The sequence below is a fragment of the Acinetobacter sp. DMC2 genome (assembly GCF_056314305.1).
On the sequence record NZ_JBQUYP010000001.1, the window covers coordinates 432836 to 448721 of the forward strand.

The window sequence follows — 15886 nt, forward strand, 5'->3', positions numbered from 1 at the left end:
ATATTCCTTGTTAATAATTCTTGCATTATAACCGTAATTTATGACATTTCTTCTTCAGACTTCATGATGAGGTAAAACAAACTCAACATCACTTCGGTGCCCATTTTTCATAAGAGATAAGGCAATATTTAAAGGAGGTGCCCCCTCAAAGATAACTTCATATAAAGCGTTGGTAATTGGCATATATACGTCTAGTTCTTCTGCTTTACCACGCACCTGAACAATCGTATTAATTCCTTCCGCGGTTTGCCCCAACTCTTTACTCGCTTGATCAAGTGTTTTGCCTGAACCCAAAGCATAACCAATTTGATAATTACGGCTTAATGGACTATTACAGGTTGCAAATAAGTCACCAACGCCAGACAAACCTAAGAACGTTAATGGGTTTGCACCTTGTTTGACTGCAAAACGGCTCATCTCGGCCAAAGCACGCGTCAAAATCATACTCTTGGTGTTTTCACCAATTTTATAAGCTGCACCAATTCCCATTGCAACGGCATAAATATTTTTAAGTGCTCCACCCAGTTCAACACCATGCACATCATCACTACCAAAAACTCGGAATAACGCACTATGGAGAGCATGCTGTACAGCATAACGAACGAGTTCAGAATCACTGGCAATAACAGTACCAGATGGCATACCTGCCATAATCTCTTTAGCGAGGTTTGGTCCAGACAATACCCCATAAGGCACTTCTGGCAATTCTTCGCGAATAATATCGCTCATGAAACTAAAAGTTTTAGCCTCAACACCCTTGGTTAGAGAGACAATCGCTTGTGCAGTAATAAAAGGAGCAATTTGTTTTAAGACATCACGAAATGAATGGCTAGGAATGGCCACTAAAATAATATCTCGATCACATACTGCTTGTTCAAGGTCTGACACAGCACGCAATGAGGACTCTAAAACAAAGTCTGGCAGATAACGTTTATTAATATGGGTTTTATTGATTTCTTCTGCTGTATCAGCATCACGAATCCAGATCATGGTGTCGCAGCCATTACGTGCAGCTAAATTCGCCATAGCCGTGCCAAAACTGCCTCCACCTAAAACAGTAATACGTAATGCTGTTTTTTTATCGACCGCAACAGGTTCCACTAAATCTGTAAACTTAAATTCAGTCATGCTTTATTATCCTATTTCTTACTTCTACAGACTTTTATGCCTGCCAAACTTTTACGAATTCTTTACTTTCAATATCTGCACGCGGCGCAATCGCTTTAGCTGCCGTACCCACATAAATAATACCTGAGATTAAATCATGTGGTTGCAATCCTAAATGCTGTTTTAACCAATTTGATTCGACAACAGCACCACTACGCCACATGGTAGAAAAACCTTGAACTTGTAAAGACAATAAAAGGTTTTGTACGGCAGCCCCCGTACTTAAAATCTGTTCAAAATGAGGAACCTTGGGGTGATCATGCAGCTGCGTAAGCGCTAAAATGAGTAAAGGTGCGCGGAAAGGATGTTGCTTAACCCGCTCAAGTTGCGCTGAGTCAGTTTCACCTAAATCAGCCAAAGCTTTTGCTAAAACTTCACCAAAAGCAGCACGTTGTTCAGCCTCGATAACGACAAAACGTGTTGGTTTAAGTCTATGGTGGTCAGGAGCAGTTAACGCAGCTTGAAAAGCCAATTCTAATTGATCTGCATTTGGCGCAGGCTCAATCAATTGACCAATAGATTGACGTTGGTGAATATTCTGATGAATTATCTGTATTGCTGAATCCGTCATTAATATTGATCTAACTCAAAAAATTCAAAATAGATTAGCATAATCTACAGATAATCCACCATCGTATCTAAAACATAAAAACAATCAGGTCATGCTTTGACATTTTTTAATACAAAACATCAAAACTCATACAACGTCTTCAAAAACAATTAGAAAAGCTGTGTTCAAATATATAATTATTTTGGCAATTAGCGATATTAGGTGAAACATGAAAAAAATAATTTTAGCGAGTGCGTTGAGTAGTGTTGTTTTATTACTAGGTGCTTGTGCCACTACCCCTAAGAACACTTTGGCAGTTCAAAAAGAAAATAATCAATTTGAAGTCACAGGTATTGGTAAAACGAATCTAATTGCAAAAAATAATGCGATTACTGCTGCTCAAAAAACTTGTTCAAAAAGTACCAGTCCTGTTGTAGTAGATGAAAAAACAACATACAACGGTGTATTAAAAGATGTTGTAAGCGAAAAAACTGGCCAAATGGTTGAAGCAGCGGCTGGTGTCATTGGCACCTTAACTGGCAAAAATGCATCACTTGCAAAAGATGATGATTATCAAACAACCCTTACCTTCTATTGTAAAATTAATTAATCAAAAAAAATCCCAATCAACTGATTGGGATTTTTTTACTAGCAATAACCGTCTAGACGGGTTAATGGTAATTTCTTACCAATTGCTTTTTCAATTTCCGGCAAGTAAAAAGCATCATCTTCAGATAAGAAACTAATACTTACACCTTGTGACCCAGCACGACCTGTACGTCCAATGCGGTGCACATAATCATCTGATTGCTCAGGTAAAGTATAGTTGATCACATGGGATACGCCATCAACATGAATACCACGGCCTGCAACATCAGTTGCAATCATGACGTTATTTTTACCCTGCTTAAACTGCTCTAACATTTTTAAACGTTTATCTTGAGCAATTTCACCTGAAAGCATTCCGACCCGATATCCATCTCTCTTTAAATGATCATAAAGACGGCGTACTTGATCACGTCGATTCGCAAAAATCATAACTTTATCGATAGGCTCTTCACGCAAAATATCTTGTAGTAAACGATATTTATCTTGTTTAGCGACTACATAAACGCGCTGCTCAACATCGTTGTTAGTTTTTTGCTCAGGCTCAATCTCAACAGTGATTGGTTCAAATAACCATTGTCTTGCCAAATTAAGCACATCATAACTAAAAGTAGCCGAGAACATGAGCGTTTGGCGTTGTTCCTTACGTGGGGAATAACGCACAATACGTTTTACAGAAGGAATAAAACCCATGTCCAATAAGCGGTCAGCTTCATCGATGACTAAAAATTCAATTTGATCGAGCCAAACTTCTTTTTGTTCTACAAAATCAATTAGACGCCCAGGAGTGGCAACGATGATGTCGACAAAATTAGCATCTAACTGTTTCTTTTGCTTATCGAAATCTACGCCACCCAACAGTGTCACGATGTGTAAATCTGAAAATTTTGTGAGTAACTTTGCATCGCTTTCGATTTGCAGTGCCAATTCACGAGTAGGTGCCAAAATCAAGGCACGTGGCTCACCACGAAAACGCTGCTCTTGAATCGGGTTATGTAACAAGTCATTAATTACACTAATAAGGAAAGCAGCAGTTTTACCTGTTCCTGTTTGCGCTCTACCAATCGCATCATGCCCGCCCAACGTATATTTTAAAACCTTTTGCTGAATCGGGGTCATTTGCTTAAACCCTAAAGCATCAATCGCCTTTTTAAGTTGCGGATGTAAATTCAAGGTTTCAAAACCAGATGTCATAAATACGTGCTCTAACAAACAATCTCTCTAATGAGAAGATCATTATAAACAAAAACGCCCCAATTCAAAAATTGGAGCGTCCATGATTCATCAAAAAGATGAATTAGTCTAAAGGCTGAACGTTTTCAGCTTGAAAACCTTTTTGACCTTGTACTACACTAAATTCTACGCGTTGGCCATCACGTAAAGAACGGTGGCCGTCACCAACGATTGCGCGGAAATGAACAAATACGTCATCACCACCGTTACGTTGAATAAAGCCAAAACCTTTAGTGTCGTTAAACCACTTTACTACGCCTTGTTCGCGAGCTGTCATAAGTCAATCCTCAGATGTTGAAAAAAGGACCTTCCGGTGTTGCAAACAGCAGAGCAAACAAGTGTTTAAAATATTTATAATCTTAAAGCTTGTAATCATTCTGTAAAACTATCAACAATTTCCGGTTACATCCATTTGTTATAAGATTTTTAAACCAATTTAAGTGTGTGGTAAATCTTAAAACGGTTCGAGCTTACCACGGGTTTATGACAATTAATAGAATTTTTTTCAATTATTCCCCGTATTTTTAGTCGTTTTTTTAAACAGCTTATTACAATATTTTTTATAGGTAATTGCTTGTTTCTTCTTTTATAAAATGTGCAGCATTTATAAAAAAATTTGTTAGAATAATTTTTTTAGTTGTTTTGATGATGAATGACCAACACTTCTTCTACTACAGCGCCCATTGAAATTAATGCTTTAGGCCAACCCTGTCCGATGCCTTTATTAATGCTAAAACGCGAACTCAAAAAAGTATCGGGTAAACAGCTATTCTTATTAAAATCTTCTGACCCTCATAGTGAAATAGATGTAACTCGTTACTGTGGTTTACATCATTTTATGTGTCAGACAACACATATATCCGAAAGAGAATTTCACTATTTAATTGAAACTCAATGATTCTTTGATAAACTAAAAGATTAGAAATTGCATAAAATTTTACATTTCTCTACCCAATTTTCCTTAATTATGAAGCTGATTCAAATTAAGATGAATTTATTGGTTATCCCATCCGATCCTACAAGGAGAAATCATGAGTGACAGCAGCAATCAATTGATGCCCCTGTCATTGTCTGCGCCCGGTGTAAACCTTGGTGCATATATCAGTACTGTCAATCAGATTCCTATTTTAACGGCCGAGCAAGAAAAAGAACTTGCTGAACGTTATTATTATGACCAAGATCTTGATGCCGCAAAAATGCTGGTAATGTCGCATTTACGTTTCGTCGTTCACATTGCGCGCAGCTATGCAGGTTATGGCCTACCACAAGGCGACCTTATTCAAGAAGGTAATTTAGGCTTAATGAAAGCCGTGAAGCGTTTCGACCCAAATATGGGCGTGCGTCTTGTATCTTTTGCCGTCCACTGGATTAAAGCAGAAATTCACGAATACGTTATTCGTAACTGGCGTATTGTCAAAATTGCAACGACCAAAGCACAACGTAAATTATTTTTCAATTTACGTAGTTTAAAAAAATCGAGTAAAAAATTAACGCTCGAAGAAGCTCAATCGATTGCGAATGACTTAAATGTTACTGCAGAACAAGTTCTGGAGATGGAAGGTCGTTTAACCGCTTATGATGCTGCTTTCGAAGCTCAAGGCGACGACGACGATGACACTCCGCATACTGCACCTGCATTGTATCTTGAAGATAATCGCTATGATCCAGCTCGTTTAGTTGAAAATGAAGACTGGGAAGAGCAAAGTACCTCTGCTTTACATGATGCAATGGATCAGTTAGATGATCGTTCGCGTAATATTCTACAACGTCGTTGGTTAGATGATGATAAATCTACTCTCCACGAGTTAGCAGCCGAATATAATGTATCAGCAGAGCGTATTCGTCAGCTTGAAAAGAATGCAATGGAAAAAATTAAAATTGCTATGTCTGCAAGCTAAAAAATAAGTTTAAAAATAAAAGGGCGTTTAGCCCTTTTGTTTTATCTGGCTATGTTTAGCCAACCCAATCTATGATAACGTTGCCTTTCATTATTCATTTGCGTTTTTTGTTATGTGGATTGCCATTTCAGCCCTTAATCTTGCCTTTGCAGTCATGTTGGGTGCTTTTGGAGCACATGGTCTTAAAGCTCACGCGAGTCCCGAGCAACTTGTTTGGTGGCATACTGCAACTGACTACTTTTTCTACCATGCTTTAGGCTTATTAGCACTTGGTATTTTAAGCAAAGTTATCCTGACGTTCCCCATTAAATTACCATTCTTATTGATTCAGATCGGTATTTTATTTTTCTGTGGTTCACTCTATATCATGGCACTTGGATTACCGAGAATTTTAGGGGCAATTACACCAATTGGCGGAGCATTTATGATAGCTGGATGGCTCGTTTTGGCTTGGAATGCCCTCAAATACGCAAAATAATTGGAATGTGATCATGCAAATTTATTTAAATGGCGAATTAACGGACACGCCTTGTCAAAACCTGTTGCAACTCATTCAGGAAATGGCACTTGAAGGAAAACGCTTTGCTGTCGAACACAATCAGCAAATCGTTTCTAAAAGCAAATTAGAGCAAATCACTATTGCTCAACATGACCGTATCGAAATTATTCACGCTGTTGGCGGCGGCTAAGTCGGAGTTATCCATGCAAGACACCCCTCTCATTATTGGTTCACGTTCTTTTCAATCTCGTTTATTGGTAGGAACTGGCAAATATAAAGACTTAAATGAAACGGATTTAGCTATTCAAGCCAGTGGTGCAGAAATTGTAACTGTCGCAATCCGCCGTGTGAATATTGGACAAAATCCAGATCAACCGAATTTACTGTCTGTCATTCCACCAGAAAAATATACAATTTTGCCAAATACCGCAGGTTGTTTTGATGCTGATAGCGCAGTTCGTACTTGTATGCTAGCGCGTGAGCTACTCGATGGTCATAACCTAGTAAAACTTGAAGTTCTAGGCGATGAAAAGACCTTATATCCAAATGTAACCGAAACTTTAAAAGCAGCTCGAACTTTGATTGATGATGGTTTTGAGATTATGGTCTATACCTCTGATGACCCGATCATTGCGCAAGAACTTGAAAGTATGGGCTGTGTTGCGATCATGCCTTTAGGTAGTCTAATTGGTTCAGGTTTAGGTATTTTAAACCCTCACACCATTTCAATTATTAAAGAAAATGCAAAAGTACCAGTTTTGGTAGATGCAGGCGTTGGTACAGCGAGTGATGCAGCTATTGCTATGGAGCTTGGTTGTGACGGCGTACTGATGAATACAGCAATTGCAGCTGCTCAAAATCCTATTTTGATGGCTTCTGCAATGAAAAAAGCTGTTGAAGCTGGACGTGAAGCATTTTTAGCTGGTCGTATGCCACGTAAGCGTATGGCAAATGCAAGCTCACCAGAAACAGGTTATTTCTTTAAATAATTTATTTCTAAGGAATCACTGCTTTTTTCAGTGGTTCCTCTCTCTCCTCTCATGTAGCCATTTTCACTTTTCAAAAAAGACTATAACTCTATATCACTTTATTCTAATCCACAGATCTAATTTTTTTATATTTAGCTTAGGCTATTCTAATATTTGCTTTAAGTTTTGTTTGGCATTTAACTCAAAATTCTTTTGGAAATATGTAGTTTGATAAAGTGGCTCAGACTGATAAAAATGCACTAAAACTTTTTTTCTTTTAATTGAATATACTTCGGGATCAACCCAAGCATACTCTTTCTGAATTTGTTGTTCATATTGTACAAAACGTTCAGGTGTTGCTGCCAAAATAGCTAAATCAATATCCAATAAAAATTGTAAATCTGTTTCATCGGTTAACGCATGCTTTTGAGTCGCAAGAATCCAACGCTTTATTTTCTCAACTGTATTTACTGGTAAATCTTGAGCCATGTATTGTTCAAATAACTCAGCACTCTTAAGCTCATTGTGTTTAGCTTGTGGATCATAAATAGCATCATGAAACCAAAGTGCCAATCCAACTGCATGTGCATCATTTAATTCTAATCTAATTGACTCAAGCAGATTTAAGCATTCATATATATGTTGAACAGTATGATAGGCTCGCTGCTTTTCACTATAAGCAGCGATGAGTATATTTAAGATTTTTTGCGGTTCAGAAAAATGATAATGCTGATGCAGCTCAAACCAAAAATATTTTAGTTTTGATAAATAAAGCTGCATCATCATATATGGTCCCTACTCAGGATTATTGTTCGTCCCGTTTAAATACCAACTCTTTTGCTGATGAATTCTCAACATCAAAGTAGTATCCATCGGTATTGAACGCTTTAATATCCTCAGCTTTATCTAATTGGTTTTCAATCATAAAACGAGCCATTAAGCCGCGTGCTTTTTTCGCATAGAAACTAATGACTTTATATTTGCCATTTTTCTGATCAAGAAAAACAGGCTTCACAATTTCAGCCTTAATTTTCTTTTCATTGACCGATTTGTAATACTCATCTGAAGCTAGATTTACCAACAATTCAGATTTAATTGCAGCCAAATCTTCATTAATTTGATTGGTGATAATTTCACCCCAGAACTCATACAAATTATGACCACGCGTATTTTTTAATTTAGTGCCCATTTCAAGACGATAAGGCATCATTAAATCTAAAGGACGTAATAAACCATATAGACCAGAGAGCATACGCAAATGCTGCTGTGCAAAATCAATATCTTTGTCTTTTAAATGGTACGCATCTAAACCCGTATAGACATCGCCTTTAAATGCATAAATTGCCTGACGAGCGTTTGAAAAATCAAACTCGGGCTTCCAATCTCTAAATCGGTCTGCATTCAATGTGGCAATTTTTTCACTAACACTCATTAAACTCGCAATTTCCGAAGCAGAAAGTTTACGGCTAACATCAATTAATTGTGCTGAGTGTTCTAACAAGCGAGGCTGAGTAAACTCATCTGTAGGTAACGCTGTTTCATAATCCAAAGTTTTTGCAGGAGAAATTAAAGCAAGCATACATAACCTGAAAAAATTATTCTTAATACCAACTATAACAGTAGATATTTTTTAATGCTAACTCGTGTTTTCAATGACGACTATCGGTAAAATAGCATCACGTATTGTTATTTAGCGGTTCTTATATGTCTGAGCAAACTTTCATCCAGGGTCCAGTAGGTAAAATTGAACTTTTCGTTGACCGCCCTGAAGGTGAAATCAAAGGCTTTGCGGTTGTTTGTCATCCGCACCCATTGCAAGGTGGAACCCCTCAACATAAAGTCCCTGCCCTTTTAACCCAAATCTTTAATGAATATAGTTGCATTGTTTACCGCCCGAGCTTTCGTGGTTTAGGCGGTAGTGAAGGCGTTCATGATGAAGGCCATGGTGAAACTGAAGATATCTTAGCTGTCATTGAACATGTACGTAAGCTTCATGAAGACTTGCCATTTTACGCAGGTGGTTTCAGCTTCGGCTCACATGTTCTGGCAAAATGCTTTGCGCAGCTTAATACTGAATTACGACCTATACAGTTAATTTTATGCGGCTTACCGACGGCTACAGTAGTAGGTTTACGCCACTATAAAACTCCTGAAATTCAAGGTGACATTCTACTCATCCATGGTGAGCAAGATGACATTACCTTACTTTCAGATGCAATTGCATGGGCAAAACCGCAGAAGCACCCAATTACGATTTTACCGGGCGCTAATCACTTCTTTACAGGCTATTTAAAACAGCTTCGTCAAATCATCACACGCTTTATTATCATGAAATAAAGGGTATTTGATGGACATAGATCGAGTCTATGTCCATCATTTCATAAGCACTGTAACTGCTAAAAATTATTCCAACTTAATCCAAAACGGGCCAAATATTTTTTCACTCGGTCGCTATCGTTCGTTGTATTACGTTGTCGACGAGACACCGAAAAAAGTTGTCTTCCCGCCTCTGCCATTGATTTTGAATTTTCACAGACTTTGAGCACACCTCGTAATTGAATTTGATCAAATTCATCTATTTGTTCTAGCTGCTCAGGACTCAAATAGTTCAACAAAATATCTGTATTTTTATCATTGTAAAATTCATCCTGAGTAAGCCAAAGTTGCTTTAGGCGTTGAATTTCTTTTTCTACAGCTTCACGACGAATTAACTCACCATGAGATAAAGTTGCCAAACGAGTTACGCTCGCTGCTAAATCTCTAAAATTTCCTTGCCATGATGCATCTACTGATTTAGCAAACTTTAAATATGTTTCTAAAGCATCACGTTGAAAACGTAATTGTCTTTGATGAATTGCAGCAAAACGCTGTAGCTCAAAATCAATATTGGGTGCAATATCTTCTACACGGTCTTTTAAATTGGGTAAAAAGAACGTCCACGTATTCAAACGAGCCCATAAATCTTCACGAAAACGGCCAGCTTGAACCTCATTACGCAAATCACGGTTAGTACCTGCGATTAGTTGAAAATCGGCCTGAATTTCCTTATCACTTCCAACAGGAAAAAAGCTTTTGTCTTCTAGCGCTTTTAGCAGCATAGCTTGTTCATCAAGTCCCAATTCACCAATTTCATCTAAAAATAAAATGCCTTGGTCAGCACTTTTTAATAAACCAGCACGAGATGCAGCTGCTCCTGTAAATGCACCTTTTATATGACCAAATAAAGTTGACATGGCACTATCACCACGCAAGGTTGCACAGTTAACATCAATAAAACGGCCACTTAATTGAAATTTATCTTTCTTTAATTGAAAAATCTGTTTTGCCAAATGAGACTTACCAACACCTGTTGCCCCCATAATTAAAATAGGCGCACTAGAGCGAGTTGCAACTAACTCAACTTCCTCAATAAGCTGATTAAACGCTTTATTATGAGTAGAAATATTTTCTTTAAGTTGTTGCCAATTTTGCTTTTGTTCATCATCGAATCGCTGTTTTAAAACAGCGTATCGAGATAAGTCCAGATCAATAATTCTATATTCACCTTCTGATGTCTTTTGTTGATTAGGTGAACTTTGAATGAGTTGGGCTGGTAAATAATGCGCATCTACCAATAAATACCAACAAATTTGAGCAACATGCGTTCCGGTTGTGATATGCAATAAATAGTTATTTTTTTCGACATCAAACGGATAGGTTTTTACAAAGTCATAGAGTGCACCATAAACTTCAGCAAAATCCCAAGGATCTTTAATACTGACCTTATGTCCAGAAACCTCAGTTTGTGGAGAGATCTCTTTAGCATCTGCTGCTATAGATTTAACTAAATTATGATGTTGTCGATCATGTAACAGCACCAATTCATCTACAAGCAAATCTTCATGCATTAACAAGCTAATCGTAGGACGCCAACGTTGCCATCGATCTGGCTTTCTTCCCTGATCAAGTGTAGAACCCACAAAGCCAATAACGACTGTTTTCTTTGCATCCGCCATAATTTCTATAAAATTTTATAAGTGTCTATAATATACAATACGCATTTGACCAAACAATTCCAAGAATATGCTTCATTTTACTTTTTTAGGCACGTCTTCAGGTGTACCGACCCTGACACGTAATGTTTCAGGATTAGCAGTTCGTAACAGCAAAAATAAGGACTGGATTTTAATTGATGCCGGCGAAGGTACACAGCACCGCGTTCAACAAGCCAAACTTTCATTACAAAACCTAGTTGCCATTTGTATTACACACGTTCACGGCGACCATTGTTATGGTTTAGTTGGTTTATTGGCAAGTGCAGGCATGAATGCCCGTAGCAAACCCTTAATCGTGATTGCACCGAAAGAAATTCAGCAATGGTTTGAAATCACTGCCTATCTTACAGATTTACATTTACCCTATTCCCTTCAATTTATTGATGTGAATGAAGCAACGCAGCCACAACAAATCACTGACGAATTCATTGTTCAAGCACATCCACTAAGCCATCGTGTTCCAAGTTTTGCTTTTAGCATTTATATCAAATCTATTCAGAAGAAGTTAGATACCCAAGCTCTAACTCAGCTTGGCGTACCTCAAGGTGATATGTGGGGCCATTTAAAACGAGGCTACAATGTTGAATTTGAGGGAAAAACTTTAAAAGCTCAAGACTTTATCAAAGTTCAAAATCAACAAGTTCATGCAATTATAGGTGGAGATAATGATCAACCTGAACTATTAGCTGATGCTTGCAAAGATGCTCAACTCCTTATTCACGAATCGACTTACTTGCAAACGGTTTTAGATAAAGTCGGCAAAGGTCCAATGCATAGCTCAGCAAAAATGGTGGCTGAATTTGCAGAACAGCAATCTTTAAGTAATTTAATTCTGACGCATTTTAGCCCTAGACATCAGGATAAAGCTGGGCAGCAAGCTATTACCGAAGAAGTTCGCCAGTTTTATAAAGGTCATTTTTATTTAGCAAATGATTTTGATGAATTTACTTTAAATGGAGCTGGACAGCTTTTAAAAGTCAATAAAACCGTAAAACCAATTAATTAAATATATCCAAAAAGATATTTAAATATATTTTTAGATATACTTTCAATATTCAAAACCGCCAACAAAATTCATCTGATATAAAATAAAATTATTTATATTTATTATTTTCAATAATTTACACTTAAATTAAATGCTTTTTAAAAAAGTTGGCACACTCAGTGCAATAGTACAAAGCACACAACATCATTGGGATCTTGTGAATAACACCTGCCTGCAAACGCTTGGCAGGCAGGCTTTGAAAGGAAAAGAAAATGTCTGTCATTGAAGAAATTAACCAACAAGCTCAATTTGAACAAAAGCAGCAAGAACGCTCTTATCAAGTTCTGCAAAATGAAAAAAGTATGCCAGTCAAAATGTGGACTAAAGGCGTGCTTGTTGATGACAACTCAAAACAACAATTATTGCAAACTGCTCAAATGCCTTTTATTTATAAATGGATGGCGGTAATGCCAGATGTACACTTCGGTTTAGGAGCAACTATTGGTAGCGTGATTCCAACTAAAGGGGCAATTATTCCTGCTGCTGTGGGTGTAGATATTGGTTGTGGAATGATGGCAACCCGTACAAGCTTAACTGCTTCAGATTTACCAGATAACTTACATGCTCTACGTACTGAACTAGAACGATTAATTCCACATGGAATGACTAAGCGCGGACGTGATCGTGGGTCATGGGAAACTCCACCAGAAATGGTAGATCAAGCTTGGACCGATCTGGTTGCAGATTTTGAATATATTTGCGCAAAACACCCACGTTTAAAAAACACCAACAACCGCAAACATTTGGGAACTTTAGGTACTGGAAACCACTTTGTCGAAATCTGTTTAGATGAGCATGATCATGTTTGGATTATGTTGCACTCAGGTTCTCGTGGTGTAGGAAATGCTATAGGTAATCATTTTATTGAACTTGCCCGTAAAGACATGCAGAAGCATTTCATTAATTTGCCAAATAAAGATTTAGCATACTTAGTAGAAGGAACTGAACACTTTGATGATTACTGGTTTGCGGTAGGTTGGGCTCAACGCTTTGCGATGAAGAACCGAGAAATCATGATGCAATCTGCGATTAAAGCCTTGGCTACAATTGTACCAAAGCCTTTTCAGGCACGTTTGGAAGCAGTGAACTGTCACCATAACTATGTGGAAAAGGAAGAACATTACGGTGAAGAAGTAATGGTCACTCGTAAAGGTGCAGTCCGTGCGCGTCTAGGTGAATACGGAATTATTCCAGGTTCAATGGGTGCGAAGTCATTTATTGTCCGTGGACTTGGAAATCAGGAATCTTTCTGTTCATGTTCGCATGGTGCAGGCCGTGTTATGAGCCGTACTGAAGCAAAACGACGTTTTACTGTGGAAGATCAAATTGCTCAAACTGAAGGTGTGGAATGCCGTAAAGATGCTGCGGTTATTGATGAAATTCCATCGGCATATAAACCAATTGAAGATGTAATGAAAGCACAAAGTGATTTGGTTGAAGTGGTTTATACATTAAGACAAGTGGTTTGTGTGAAAGGTTAAAATCTTCGCACAACCATAAAGGTGAGCATATGTTTGTACAATTAGATCATTTAAAAACCAAAGAATTACAATCTAATCTTGATGCTATAGAGGCTGTATTTGAAGTTTCTTTATTTGATATCAAAGATGTCTCCAGATTTTCAAATACACGGACTATTCATCAACAAATGCTATTGAATTGTGAAAGTTTAGCAATAGAAAAATCCTTAGACTTAAACGTTCTAGCTGCCGAAAAATTAGATCATAATCTTGTAGATAGTGATATTGATAGCTTTGATAAAGTTAATTTGTTTTCCATGCAAAATTGGTTTTTAAGCTTACTACACGCAATTATTTATCCACCATATAACACTACCCTTGCCCGTCCTAATCAGATTGCTTTTTTAAAAGCGTTGTCTCAGTTATGTCTTTTAACTGAGAATGACTGTGAAATATATGATTGGGTGGGTTGTTCTGGTAGTGGTCGAGATGATGATTCTGAATGGAATGATTATTTTGAACCTGGTCGTGAATGGTGGGGCAATTGGTGCTTAACCATCTATTCAGCACAGCAACATAAAGGCTGTTTATTACTTGCAAGTTCAACAGACTAAAGAATAAGTTTTTAGGAAAATAAAAGATGAAACTCGCAGAAGCGCTTTTACTTCGAAGCGATCAACAAAAAAAGCTCGCTTCGTTAAAACAACGAATCAATGCCAATGTATTGGTACAAGACGGTGATGAACCTAGTGAAGATCCAAATGAACTGATCAAACAGATATTTGCTTTAACTCAGGAAAGCAATCAATTGATTTGTCGTATTCATTTGACCAATGCACAAGCAAAACTGGAAGATGGCAAAGTATTATTGTCTCTATTAAGCTTGCGCGATAGTTATGCTGAACAGCATAAGATTTTAATCGATGCGATTGCTAATACACATCGAGAACCTGATCGTTATAGCTCACGTGAAATTAAGTGGAAGAAAGTCATTCCTGTTTCTAACTTACAAAAGCAGGCGGATGATATCAGTGCGAAACTACGTGACTTAAACGTAAAAATTCAGGCTGCTAATTGGCAAATTGATCTAATCGATTAAACAATAAATTTTGTGAAATCATTTTCACAATCAAAGTTTGGACATACTGGGCGAGTACAAGATCCTGCGTTACTCCGATCTGAGGGATTGAAAATAATTCAGGCGGCTATGGCAGCATGTGAGCCGTGCATCGATATTCACTTATCAGGCTCAGCACTATGCACCTAGTAAATCTTTGTCAAAAGCAAAGTCACACGTTACTTCGCATTACCATGTACTGACAGTATGTTCATTAAATTAGAAAATAAGGAAAACAGAAGTGAATAAAGCTTTGGCAAATATGCCAAAAGCCATTCAAATTGATGGCTCACAAGGTGAAGGTGGTGGACAGATTTTAAGAACCGCCCTTGCCCTTTCAATGATTACAGGTCAGGCATTTGAATTAATTAATATACGTGCAGGACGTAAAAAACCAGGGTTAATGCGTCAACATTTGGTTTGTGTACAAGCATCTCAACAAATTAGCCAAGCTTATGTAGAGGGTGCTGAATTACATAGCCAACGTTTATATTTCGCACCTCAGCATGTTCAAAGTGGTAAATATCAATTTCAAATCGGTTCAGCGGGTAGTACAACACTGGTTTTACAAACGCTTCTACCTGTTTTGTTATTACAAAATGAAGCTACAGAACTCATCATTTCAGGGGGCACACACAACCCACTTGCACCAACAGCAGATTTTATTGAACACTGCTTTTTACCTACTCTAGCGAAGATTGGAATTAACGTCGATTTTAGATTAAATAAAGCTGGCTTTTTTCCGATAGGTGCAGGTGAAATTCAGGTTACCGTTCAGCCATGGCAACACCGAAACAAGCTAAATTTATTAGATCGTGGTGTTTTGCAATGCAATAAAGCTTTTGCAGCAGTATTAAATCTTTCAGAAGAAGCACAAATTGCACAGCGTGAACTAACTATGTTAAGTAAAAAGCTAAACTTAAGCTCTCAACAGCAATTTCATTTAAATGGAATTAGCCAAGGCAATACAGTGTATGTGAAAGTTACTCATCAATATCACACTCAACTTTTTACAGCTTTAGGTGAGAAGAGCAAAAGTGCAGAGCAAATAGCTGATCACTTAGCAAAAGATGTAAAGCTATATTTATCCTCGCAGGCTGTTGTAGATGAGTATTTGGCAGATCAATTGCTTCTACCTTTAGCTTTAGGTCAAGGTGGTGAATTCACCGCACAATGTATTAGCGAACACACTCATACTCAAGCAGCCATGATTGAAAAATTTATTAATTGTGAAATCGAGTTTGCCGAGTTAAGTCCAAATCATTTTCATGTAAAAATTAAAGTTTAAGAAGCTCACAATTGAGCTTCT

Annotated in this window: 19 protein-coding genes; 12 read left to right on the plus strand and 7 right to left on the minus strand. The window is 37.6% G+C overall.

Features of this window, described 5'->3' with window-relative positions; all coding sequences use genetic code 11:
* Positions 1-54 precede the first annotated feature (54 nt).
* Positions 55-1128: an NAD(P)H-dependent glycerol-3-phosphate dehydrogenase gene (locus ACT53H_RS02085; protein WP_005306983.1), complete on the minus strand. Its 1074-nt coding sequence runs from the start codon at positions 1126-1128 to the stop codon at positions 55-57.
* Between the two features lie 34 nt (positions 1129-1162).
* Positions 1163-1738, minus strand: coding sequence for a nitroreductase family protein (locus ACT53H_RS02090; protein ID WP_004791260.1), 576 nt, complete (start codon positions 1736-1738; stop codon positions 1163-1165).
* A gap of 208 nt (positions 1739-1946) precedes the next feature.
* Here ACT53H_RS02090 and ACT53H_RS02095 point away from each other — a divergent pair, with 208 nt between their 5' ends.
* On the plus strand, positions 1947-2327 hold the full coding sequence (locus tag ACT53H_RS02095; protein WP_003650739.1) for a hypothetical protein: 381 nt from the start codon (positions 1947-1949) through the stop codon (positions 2325-2327).
* Positions 2328-2365: 38 nt separating this feature from the next.
* On the opposite strand, the gene rhlB is transcribed toward ACT53H_RS02095, so the two are convergent.
* The gene (gene rhlB, locus ACT53H_RS02100) at positions 2366-3517 is read right to left on the minus strand and encodes an ATP-dependent RNA helicase RhlB (protein WP_004791258.1); all 1152 of its coding nucleotides are present in this window, start codon (positions 3515-3517) and stop codon (positions 2366-2368) included.
* A gap of 103 nt (positions 3518-3620) precedes the next feature.
* Complete coding sequence (locus ACT53H_RS02105; RefSeq protein ID WP_000126912.1) at positions 3621-3833, minus strand: cold-shock protein; 213 nt, start codon at positions 3831-3833, stop codon at positions 3621-3623.
* A 375-nt stretch (positions 3834-4208) separates the two neighbouring features.
* Between ACT53H_RS02105 and ACT53H_RS02110 the strand changes: the two genes are divergently transcribed.
* From ACT53H_RS02110 to ACT53H_RS02130, 5 genes are all read left to right on the plus strand, one after another.
* Positions 4209-4454, plus strand: a complete 246-nt coding sequence (locus ACT53H_RS02110; RefSeq protein WP_004791256.1) for a sulfurtransferase TusA family protein — start codon at positions 4209-4211, stop codon at positions 4452-4454.
* A gap of 133 nt (positions 4455-4587) precedes the next feature.
* The gene (gene rpoH / locus ACT53H_RS02115) at positions 4588-5454 is read left to right on the plus strand and encodes an RNA polymerase sigma factor RpoH (RefSeq protein ID WP_004791254.1); all 867 of its coding nucleotides are present in this window, start codon (positions 4588-4590) and stop codon (positions 5452-5454) included.
* A 112-nt stretch (positions 5455-5566) separates the two neighbouring features.
* Complete coding sequence (locus ACT53H_RS02120) at positions 5567-5932, plus strand: DUF423 domain-containing protein (protein ID WP_004791252.1); 366 nt, start codon at positions 5567-5569, stop codon at positions 5930-5932.
* Between the two features lie 13 nt (positions 5933-5945).
* A complete protein-coding gene (gene thiS, locus ACT53H_RS02125) occupies positions 5946-6143 on the plus strand; it encodes a sulfur carrier protein ThiS (RefSeq protein WP_004791249.1) in 198 nt (65 codons plus the stop codon).
* A gap of 13 nt (positions 6144-6156) precedes the next feature.
* Positions 6157-6942 carry a thiazole synthase gene (locus ACT53H_RS02130; RefSeq protein ID WP_001154366.1) on the plus strand — a complete coding sequence of 262 codons (786 nt, stop codon included), beginning with the start codon at positions 6157-6159 and terminating at the stop codon, positions 6940-6942.
* A gap of 141 nt (positions 6943-7083) precedes the next feature.
* On the opposite strand, the gene ACT53H_RS02135 is transcribed toward ACT53H_RS02130, so the two are convergent.
* The gene (locus ACT53H_RS02135; protein WP_476008491.1) at positions 7084-7707 is read right to left on the minus strand and encodes an HD domain-containing protein; all 624 of its coding nucleotides are present in this window, start codon (positions 7705-7707) and stop codon (positions 7084-7086) included.
* Positions 7708-7726: 19 nt separating this feature from the next.
* Positions 7727-8500 (minus strand): peroxide stress protein YaaA, encoded by a 774-nt coding sequence (gene yaaA / locus ACT53H_RS02140; RefSeq protein WP_476008492.1) that lies wholly within the window; start codon positions 8498-8500, stop codon positions 7727-7729.
* 125 nt (positions 8501-8625) lie between these two features.
* On the opposite strand from yaaA, the gene ACT53H_RS02145 reads away from it, so the two are divergent.
* The gene (locus tag ACT53H_RS02145; protein ID WP_476008493.1) at positions 8626-9258 is read left to right on the plus strand and encodes an alpha/beta hydrolase; all 633 of its coding nucleotides are present in this window, start codon (positions 8626-8628) and stop codon (positions 9256-9258) included.
* A gap of 59 nt (positions 9259-9317) precedes the next feature.
* On the opposite strand, the gene rtcR is transcribed toward ACT53H_RS02145, so the two are convergent.
* On the minus strand, positions 9318-10916 hold the full coding sequence (rtcR, locus tag ACT53H_RS02150) for an RNA repair transcriptional activator RtcR (protein ID WP_476008494.1): 1599 nt from the start codon (positions 10914-10916) through the stop codon (positions 9318-9320).
* 67 nt (positions 10917-10983) lie between these two features.
* Here rtcR and ACT53H_RS02155 point away from each other — a divergent pair, with 67 nt between their 5' ends.
* The 5 genes from ACT53H_RS02155 (at position 10984) to rtcA (ending at position 15865) form a co-directional block, all read left to right on the plus strand.
* A complete protein-coding gene (locus tag ACT53H_RS02155; protein WP_476008495.1) occupies positions 10984-11961 on the plus strand; it encodes a ribonuclease Z in 978 nt (325 codons plus the stop codon).
* A 251-nt stretch (positions 11962-12212) separates the two neighbouring features.
* A complete protein-coding gene (locus ACT53H_RS02160) occupies positions 12213-13481 on the plus strand; it encodes an RtcB family protein (RefSeq protein ID WP_141314354.1) in 1269 nt (422 codons plus the stop codon).
* Between the two features lie 29 nt (positions 13482-13510).
* Complete coding sequence (locus ACT53H_RS02165) at positions 13511-14074, plus strand: hypothetical protein (protein ID WP_476008496.1); 564 nt, start codon at positions 13511-13513, stop codon at positions 14072-14074.
* Positions 14075-14100: 26 nt separating this feature from the next.
* Entirely contained in the window at positions 14101-14559 is a 459-nt protein-coding gene (locus ACT53H_RS02170) for a DIP1984 family protein (protein WP_107972906.1), read from the plus strand.
* 259 nt (positions 14560-14818) lie between these two features.
* Complete coding sequence (gene rtcA, locus ACT53H_RS02175; RefSeq protein WP_476008497.1) at positions 14819-15865, plus strand: RNA 3'-terminal phosphate cyclase; 1047 nt, start codon at positions 14819-14821, stop codon at positions 15863-15865.
* Positions 15866-15886 lie beyond the last annotated feature (21 nt).

What these genes read in the sequence shown, in the direction of transcription:
- ACT53H_RS02165 (WP_476008496.1), top strand. Translation starts at nt 13,511, where the DNA reads ATGTTTGTACAATTAGATCATTTAAAAACCAAAGAATTACAATCTAAT.
- ACT53H_RS02110 (WP_004791256.1), top strand. Translation starts at nt 4,209, where the DNA reads ATGACCAACACTTCTTCTACTACAGCGCCCATTGAAATTAATGCTTTA.
- ACT53H_RS02090 (WP_004791260.1), bottom strand. Translation starts at nt 1,738, where the DNA reads ATGACGGATTCAGCAATACAGATAATTCATCAGAATATTCACCAACGT.
- rpoH (WP_004791254.1), top strand. Translation starts at nt 4,588, where the DNA reads ATGAGTGACAGCAGCAATCAATTGATGCCCCTGTCATTGTCTGCGCCC.
- ACT53H_RS02085 (WP_005306983.1), bottom strand. Translation starts at nt 1,128, where the DNA reads ATGACTGAATTTAAGTTTACAGATTTAGTGGAACCTGTTGCGGTCGAT.
- thiS (WP_004791249.1), top strand. Translation starts at nt 5,946, where the DNA reads ATGCAAATTTATTTAAATGGCGAATTAACGGACACGCCTTGTCAAAAC.
- ACT53H_RS02095 (WP_003650739.1), top strand. Translation starts at nt 1,947, where the DNA reads ATGAAAAAAATAATTTTAGCGAGTGCGTTGAGTAGTGTTGTTTTATTA.
- ACT53H_RS02145 (WP_476008493.1), top strand. Translation starts at nt 8,626, where the DNA reads ATGTCTGAGCAAACTTTCATCCAGGGTCCAGTAGGTAAAATTGAACTT.
- yaaA (WP_476008492.1), bottom strand. Translation starts at nt 8,500, where the DNA reads ATGCTTGCTTTAATTTCTCCTGCAAAAACTTTGGATTATGAAACAGCG.
- rtcR (WP_476008494.1), bottom strand. Translation starts at nt 10,916, where the DNA reads ATGGCGGATGCAAAGAAAACAGTCGTTATTGGCTTTGTGGGTTCTACA.
- ACT53H_RS02155 (WP_476008495.1), top strand. Translation starts at nt 10,984, where the DNA reads ATGCTTCATTTTACTTTTTTAGGCACGTCTTCAGGTGTACCGACCCTG.
- ACT53H_RS02130 (WP_001154366.1), top strand. Translation starts at nt 6,157, where the DNA reads ATGCAAGACACCCCTCTCATTATTGGTTCACGTTCTTTTCAATCTCGT.
- ACT53H_RS02135 (WP_476008491.1), bottom strand. Translation starts at nt 7,707, where the DNA reads ATGATGATGCAGCTTTATTTATCAAAACTAAAATATTTTTGGTTTGAG.
- ACT53H_RS02105 (WP_000126912.1), bottom strand. Translation starts at nt 3,833, where the DNA reads ATGACAGCTCGCGAACAAGGCGTAGTAAAGTGGTTTAACGACACTAAA.
- ACT53H_RS02160 (WP_141314354.1), top strand. Translation starts at nt 12,213, where the DNA reads ATGTCTGTCATTGAAGAAATTAACCAACAAGCTCAATTTGAACAAAAG.
- rhlB (WP_004791258.1), bottom strand. Translation starts at nt 3,517, where the DNA reads ATGACATCTGGTTTTGAAACCTTGAATTTACATCCGCAACTTAAAAAG.
- ACT53H_RS02120 (WP_004791252.1), top strand. Translation starts at nt 5,567, where the DNA reads ATGTGGATTGCCATTTCAGCCCTTAATCTTGCCTTTGCAGTCATGTTG.
- ACT53H_RS02170 (WP_107972906.1), top strand. Translation starts at nt 14,101, where the DNA reads ATGAAACTCGCAGAAGCGCTTTTACTTCGAAGCGATCAACAAAAAAAG.